The sequence below is a fragment of the Arsenophonus endosymbiont of Bemisia tabaci Q2 genome (assembly GCF_902713415.1).
GTDB lineage: Bacteria > Pseudomonadota > Gammaproteobacteria > Enterobacterales > Enterobacteriaceae > Arsenophonus.
Window position 1 is genome coordinate 1 of the sequence record NZ_CACTIE010000084.1, and the last position, 6,236, is coordinate 6,236.

The following is a 6,236-nucleotide window of genomic DNA, read 5'->3' on the forward strand; positions in this document are numbered from 1 at the left end:
ATACTTTCTTTGTCAGAAACACTCAGTAGAGCACGCTGAATAGGGCGGAGTTGAAGCATGAAATAGATCCCTTGGAATAATAAAATGTTTTAAAACATTAATTAAATTTTATGGCTATTCGCTATTACAAATGATATTCAAAAATAACTAGTTTCAATCAAATATTTTTTGTCGCAAACGCAATTGTAAAACAAACGTTTGCGTATTTCGCTTGCGTATTTCGCTTGCGTATTTCGCTATAATTTTTGTTATTTTATTTTTGTGGATAACTCTGTTAATAATTCGGTATAACATAATGCCTTGCTGTTTAATTAATCAATTAAACAAAATTATGCAAAATTAAGCTTACCAGCTGCGTAAAACTGCCTATAATGCACCCCCACTGAGTCAGTATAGAACGAATTAATTAAATTAAATTTTCTTGATGCAAGGTAAAGAAAAGTAGAAATAACTACTTGACTTTACAGCTGAAAAGCGCATTATAATATAATGCAACCTCATGGCCTAGGCCACAACCACAAGATCTTTAACAATTAATCAAATAATCAAACAATTTGTGTGAGCACTCGCACAAACATCATCAAAAAATATTTTGACTTTAAATTTTAAAGTCTTGAAAAGTGACAAAACAATTAATTAATATATAAATTATATATGCAGTAACGTTATTTTTGTCGGCAACGGCGAAGGTGGTCAAACATCGGAAAAGCAAGTTAAACAAAAAAGTGTTACAGTCAGTAACACATGCTTTGAGCATCAAGCTTTTAATTGAAGAGCTTAATCATGACTCAAATTGATACCCTGACGGCAGGTCTAGCACATGCAAGTCAAGCGGCAGACAAGTAAGTAAAATATAAAAATCTAATCAAAGGCAAAAAATAGCCACTAAAAACAGTGGCTAATACCGCATAATCTCTAAGGAGCAAAGTAGGGAGCCATTCTGATCTCACACCCTTTGGATGAACCCATATAAAATTAGCTAATAGGTGAGCTATTACCTCACCTAAACGATGATCTCTAGCTAGTCTAAGAAAATGATCAACCACCCTAAAACTGAGACACCGCCCAGACTCCTACGGGAGAAAACAGTAAGAAATAAAGTACTTTCAATCGTGAGGAAAGTGTTAAAGTTAATAACCTTGGCAATTGACGTTAGCGACAGAAAAAGCACCGGCTAACTCCGTGCCAGCAGCCACGGTAATACGGAGAGTGCAAGCGTTAATCAGAATTACTAGGCGTAAAAAACACGCAGGCAGAAGTAATTAAGTTAGATGTAAAATCCCCGAGCTTAACCTGGGAATGGCATTCAAGACTAATTAGCTAAAGTCTTGTAGAAAAGGTAAAATTTCATGTTTAGCAGTAAAATAAGTAGAGATGTAGAAAAATGCCGGTGGCAAAGGCGAGCCCCCTAGACAAAGACTAACGCTCATGTGCGAAAGAGTAAAAAGAAAACCAGATTAGATACCCTGGTAGTCCACACTGTAAACAATGTCAATTTGGAGGTTGTAATCATGAACTGTGTCCTCCAAAGCTAACGCGTTAAATCGATTGCCTGGGGAGTACAGCCAAAAAGTTAAAACTCAAATAAATTGACGGAGGCCCGTCACAAGCGGTAGAGCATATGGTTAATTCAATGTAACGCCAAGAACCTTACCTACTTTTGACATCCAGCGGAATCCTTTAGAGATAAAAGGAGATAGAAAAGTACCTTCGGAAGCGCTAAGACAGGTTCTGCATGGCTGTCCTCAGCTCGTGTTGTAAAATATTGGGTTAAGTCTCGCAACAAGCGCAACCCTTATCTTTTGTTGCCAGCGATTCGATCCAAAACTCAAAAAAGATTGCCAGTGGTAAACTAAAAAAAGGTGGAGATAACGTTAAGTCATCATGGCCCTTACGAGTAGGGGCTATACACGTGCTACAATGGCGTATACTAAAGAGAGGCAAGCCAGCAAGAAAAAGTAAAACTCAAAAAGTCCGTCAAAGTCCGGACTTAAAGTCTGCAACTCGACTCCATGAAGTTGGAATCGCTAGTAATCAAGGATCAGTATGTCGCGGTGAATACGTTCCCAGGCCTTGTAAACACAGCCCGCCATACCATGGGAGTAGGTTGCAAAAGAAGTAGGTAGCTTAACCTTTTTAGATGGTGCTTACCACTTTCTGATTCATGACTAGGGTAAAGTCGTAACAAGGTAACCGTAAAGCAACCTGCAATTAAATCACCTCCTTACCTAGATAAATAAAATGTGAGTGTTCACATAAATTGGCTGATAAAATAGCGCGTAAAGCCAATCTTATAGAGAGTTAAGACATCGTCCTTTCACGGCAATAACAGGAGTTCAAATCCCCTATGGAACGCCACTTTACTGATTTAGAAAGGCAGTGCACAACGCTAAAAGCGTGGTGCACTGTTTGTTGTTTACCCAATAATGCAATAACGATTAAGCGAATTCAGTAAGTTAGTTTACCAACTTATGCTCTTTAACAATCTGGAACAAACTGAAAATTGAAACACACATTATTAAAAAATAATGTAAAAAACTCTCAAAACTCCAATTAGTTGGGTTTTTGTTGTCATGATAAATCGTTATAAGTCAGCAGTCAGCAATTCAAGGCAGCCAGCGCACAGCAAGCCCAGCGTACTAAAGTACGTAGGCACATTGAGGGCACTGCCCAACAAAAAATTAGTAGACGCGCAGCTATAACCCAACAAAAAGACAGTAGAAAACACCTTCAGGTTGTAAAGTTAAGCGAATAAAGCCTACACGGTAGATGCTTAGGCAGGCAGCCAAAAACAATAAAAGACATGATAATCTGAGAAAAGCGCCGGTAAGCTGATATGAAGCGTACTAGCCAGCGATGTCCAAATGGAAAAACTCAGTGCATTAATGCACTATCGTTTGATGAATTCATAGTCAAACGAGGCAAACCGGGGGGTACTGAAATGTTTCAGTTCGTCGAGGAAAAGAAATCAACCAAGATTTCCAAAGTAGTGACGAGCAAACGGCAAGCAGCCCAAAGTCAACATCAATATTTACCGCAGGAGAAGGGTCTGGAAAGGCTGGCAATAAAGGGTGATAGGGCCCCGTATCTCAAACGGTAAGTGTTGTGAACTCGAAGAGTAGGGCCGGAGGAAACATGTTATCCTGTCTAAATATGGGAAAACCATCCTCCAAGGCTAAATACTTCTGACTGACCGATAGTAAACCAGTACCGTGAAAAAAAGGCAAAAAACCCCGGCAAAAAGAATGAAATAAAACCTAAAACTGTGTACATACAAGCAGTGGAAGCACCCAAAAAAATGTTACTGCGTACCTTTTGTATAAAAGGTCAGCGACTTATATTCTGTAGCAAGGTTAACCGGATAGAAGAGCCGTAAAGAAACCGAGTCTTAACTTACCGTTAAGTTGCAGGGTATAAACCCTAAACCCGGTGATCTAGCCATGAGTAAGTTCAAGTTTGCGTAACACTAACTGGAGGACCAAACCGACTAATGTTTCAACATTAGTCGGATGATTTGTGGTTGGGGATAAAAAACCAATCAAACCGGGAGGGAAATAGCTAGTTCTCCCCAAAAGTTATTTAGGTGCGCCTGAAATTATCTTCGAGTAAAGCACTGTTTTGTGAGTCATCCCAACTACCAGTCCGATGCAAACTACAAATACCGAAACATGTTATCACGGAAGGAAAACACGGCGGGTGCTAACCGTCCCGTGAAAGGGAAACAACCCAAACCGCCAGCTAGCTAAAGTCCCCAAGTCCTAGTTAAGTGGGAAACAAAATGGGAAGGCTTAGACAGCCAGGATGTTGGCTTAGAAGCAGCCATCATTTAAAGAAAGCGTAATAGCTCACTGGTCAAGTCGGCCTGCGCGGAAGATGTAACAGGGCTAAACCATGCACCGAAGCTGCGGCAGCGACATTTAAATGTCGTGTTGGGTAGGGGAGCGTTCTGTAAGCCGTAGAAGGTGGACTGAAAAGTCTGCTAGAGGTATCAGAAGTGCGAATGCTGACATAAGTAACGATAAAGCGGGTGAAAAACCCGCTCGCCGAAAAACCAAGGTTTCCTGTCCAACGTTAATCGGGGCAGGGTAAGTCGACCCCTAAGGCGAGGCTAAAAAGCGTAGTCGATGGGAAACAGGTTAATATTCCCGTACTAAGGGTTACTGCGAAGGGGGGACGAAGAAGGCTAAACTAGCCGGGCGACGGTTGCCCCGGTTTAAGCAAGTAGGTGGGTAGTGCAGGAAAATCCGCAGTGCTACAACACTGAGACGTAATGACGAGCCACGAAAGTGGTAAAGTAGTTGATGCCCAGCTTCCAGGAAAAGCCTCTAAGCGATAGGTAATCATTAATCGTACCCCAAACCGACACAGGTGGTTAGGTAGAGAATACTCAGGCGCTTGAGAGAACTCGGGTGAAGGAACTAGGCAAAATAGTGCCGTAACTTCGGGAAAAGGCACGCTGGCATTAAGTGAAAGGTCTAGCATCCGGAGCTAAAGCCAGTCGAAGATACCAGCTGGCTGCAACTGTTTATTAAAAACACAGCACTGTGCAAACACGAAAGTGGACGTATACGGTGTGATGCCTGCCCGGTGCTGGAAGGTTAATTGATGGGGTAAGCCGTAAGGCAAAGCTCTTAATCGAAGCCCCAGTAAACGGCGGCCGTAACTATAACGGTCCTAAGGTAGCGAAATTCCTTGTCGGGTAAGTTCCGACCTGCACGAATGGCGTAATGATGGCCAGGCTGTCTCCACCCGAGACTCAGTGAAATTGAACTCGCTGTGAAGATGCAGCGTACCCGCGGCAAGACGGAAAGACCCCGTGAACCTTTACTATAGCTTGACACTGAACATTGAGCCTTGATGTGTAGGATAGGTGGGAGGCTTTGAAGTGTAAACGCCAGTCTGCATGGAGCCAACGTTGAAATACCACTCTTTAATGTTTGATGTTCTAACTTGAGCCCGTAATCCGGGCTAAGGACAGTGTCTGGTGGGTAGTTTGACTGGGGCGGTCTCCTCCCAAAGCGTAACGGAGGAGCACTAAGGTTGGCTAATCACGGTCAGACATCGTGAGGTTAGTGCAAAGGCATAAGCCAGCTTAACTGCGAGCGTGACGGCGCGAGCAGGTACGAAAGTAGGTCTTAGTGATCCGGTGGTTCTGAATGGAAGGGCCATCGCTCAACGGATAAAAGGTACTCCGGGGATAACAGGCTAATACCGCCCAAGAGTTCATATCGACGGCGGTGTTTGGCACCTCGATGTCGGCTCATCACATCCTGGGGCTGAAGTAGGTCCCAAGGGTATGGCTGTTCGCCATTTAAAGTGGTACGCGAGCTGGGTTTAGAACGTCGTGAGACAGTTCGGTCCCTATCTGTCGTGGGCGAAGGAAGATTGAGAGGGGCTGCTCCTAGTACGAGAGGACCGGAGTGGACGCACCACTGGTGTACAGGTTGTCATGCCAATGGCATCGCCTGGTAGCTAAGTGCGGAAGAGATAACCGCTGAAAGCATCTAAGCGGGAAACTTGCCTCAAGATAAATCTTCCCTGACAGTGATGTCCTATAAGGGGTGTTCAAGACGAGAACGTAGATAGGCTCGGTGTGTAAGCGTAGCGATACGTTGAGCTAACTAGTACTAATAACCCGAGAGGCTTAACCTAACAACACCAAAGGTGTTTTGAAAGAGAGAATTTTAGCTTGTTTTAAAATTAAATATGGTCAAATTTTGCTAAAAGCCAAGGTATGTTCGCTACTAAGGTAGGTGATCAGACTATCTATTCTATAAAGCAGCGAAATAAGACAAAATAAAAAATAAATAAAAAAGAATTTGTCTAGCGCTAATAGCGCTGTGGTCCCACTTGACCCCATGCCAAACTCAGAAGTAAAATGCTGTAGCGCCGATAGTTAAGAAAGCTGCCAGCCTTTAATTTAAGGCTAATGGAAAAGACCGTTAGTAAAGTAAATTGGGTGGTGCGGTAATTCAGTTGGTTACAATATCGGCCTGTCACCCCGAAGTTCGCCGGTTAGACCCCGTCTGCACCCCCATCTATTAGGGGCGTAGTTCAATTGGTAGAGCACCGGTCTCCAAAACCGGATGTTGGGAGTTCAAGTCTCTCCGCCCCTGCCATTTATGGCTTTATAGATAATATTATTAAATATTAAAAACCCTGTTTAATAGACTGAGTTTTTTATAAGCCGCTCAAAGCCATTTTAATTTCTAGTCATTAAAATTGATGTATTTATG

General features: G+C 42.8%; 1 tRNA gene and 2 rRNA genes. All 3 read left to right on the plus strand.

The window, feature by feature from the left end:
* The first annotated feature begins 765 nt into the window (after positions 1 to 765).
* The 3 genes from ARSQ2_RS15230 to ARSQ2_RS15240 all read left to right on the plus strand — a co-directional run bounded on the left by ARSQ2_RS15230 (position 766) and on the right by ARSQ2_RS15240 (position 6,119).
* Positions 766 to 2,227 (plus strand): 16S ribosomal RNA (locus ARSQ2_RS15230).
* Positions 2,228 to 2,741: 514 nt separating this feature from the next.
* Positions 2,742 to 5,652 (plus strand): 23S ribosomal RNA (locus ARSQ2_RS15235).
* Together the 16S and 23S rRNA genes with 1 tRNA gene alongside form the textbook arrangement of a ribosomal RNA operon.
* 391 nt (positions 5,653 to 6,043) lie before the next feature.
* A tRNA-Trp gene (locus ARSQ2_RS15240) sits at positions 6,044 to 6,119 on the plus strand.
* The last annotated feature ends 117 nt before the right edge of the window (positions 6,120 to 6,236 follow it).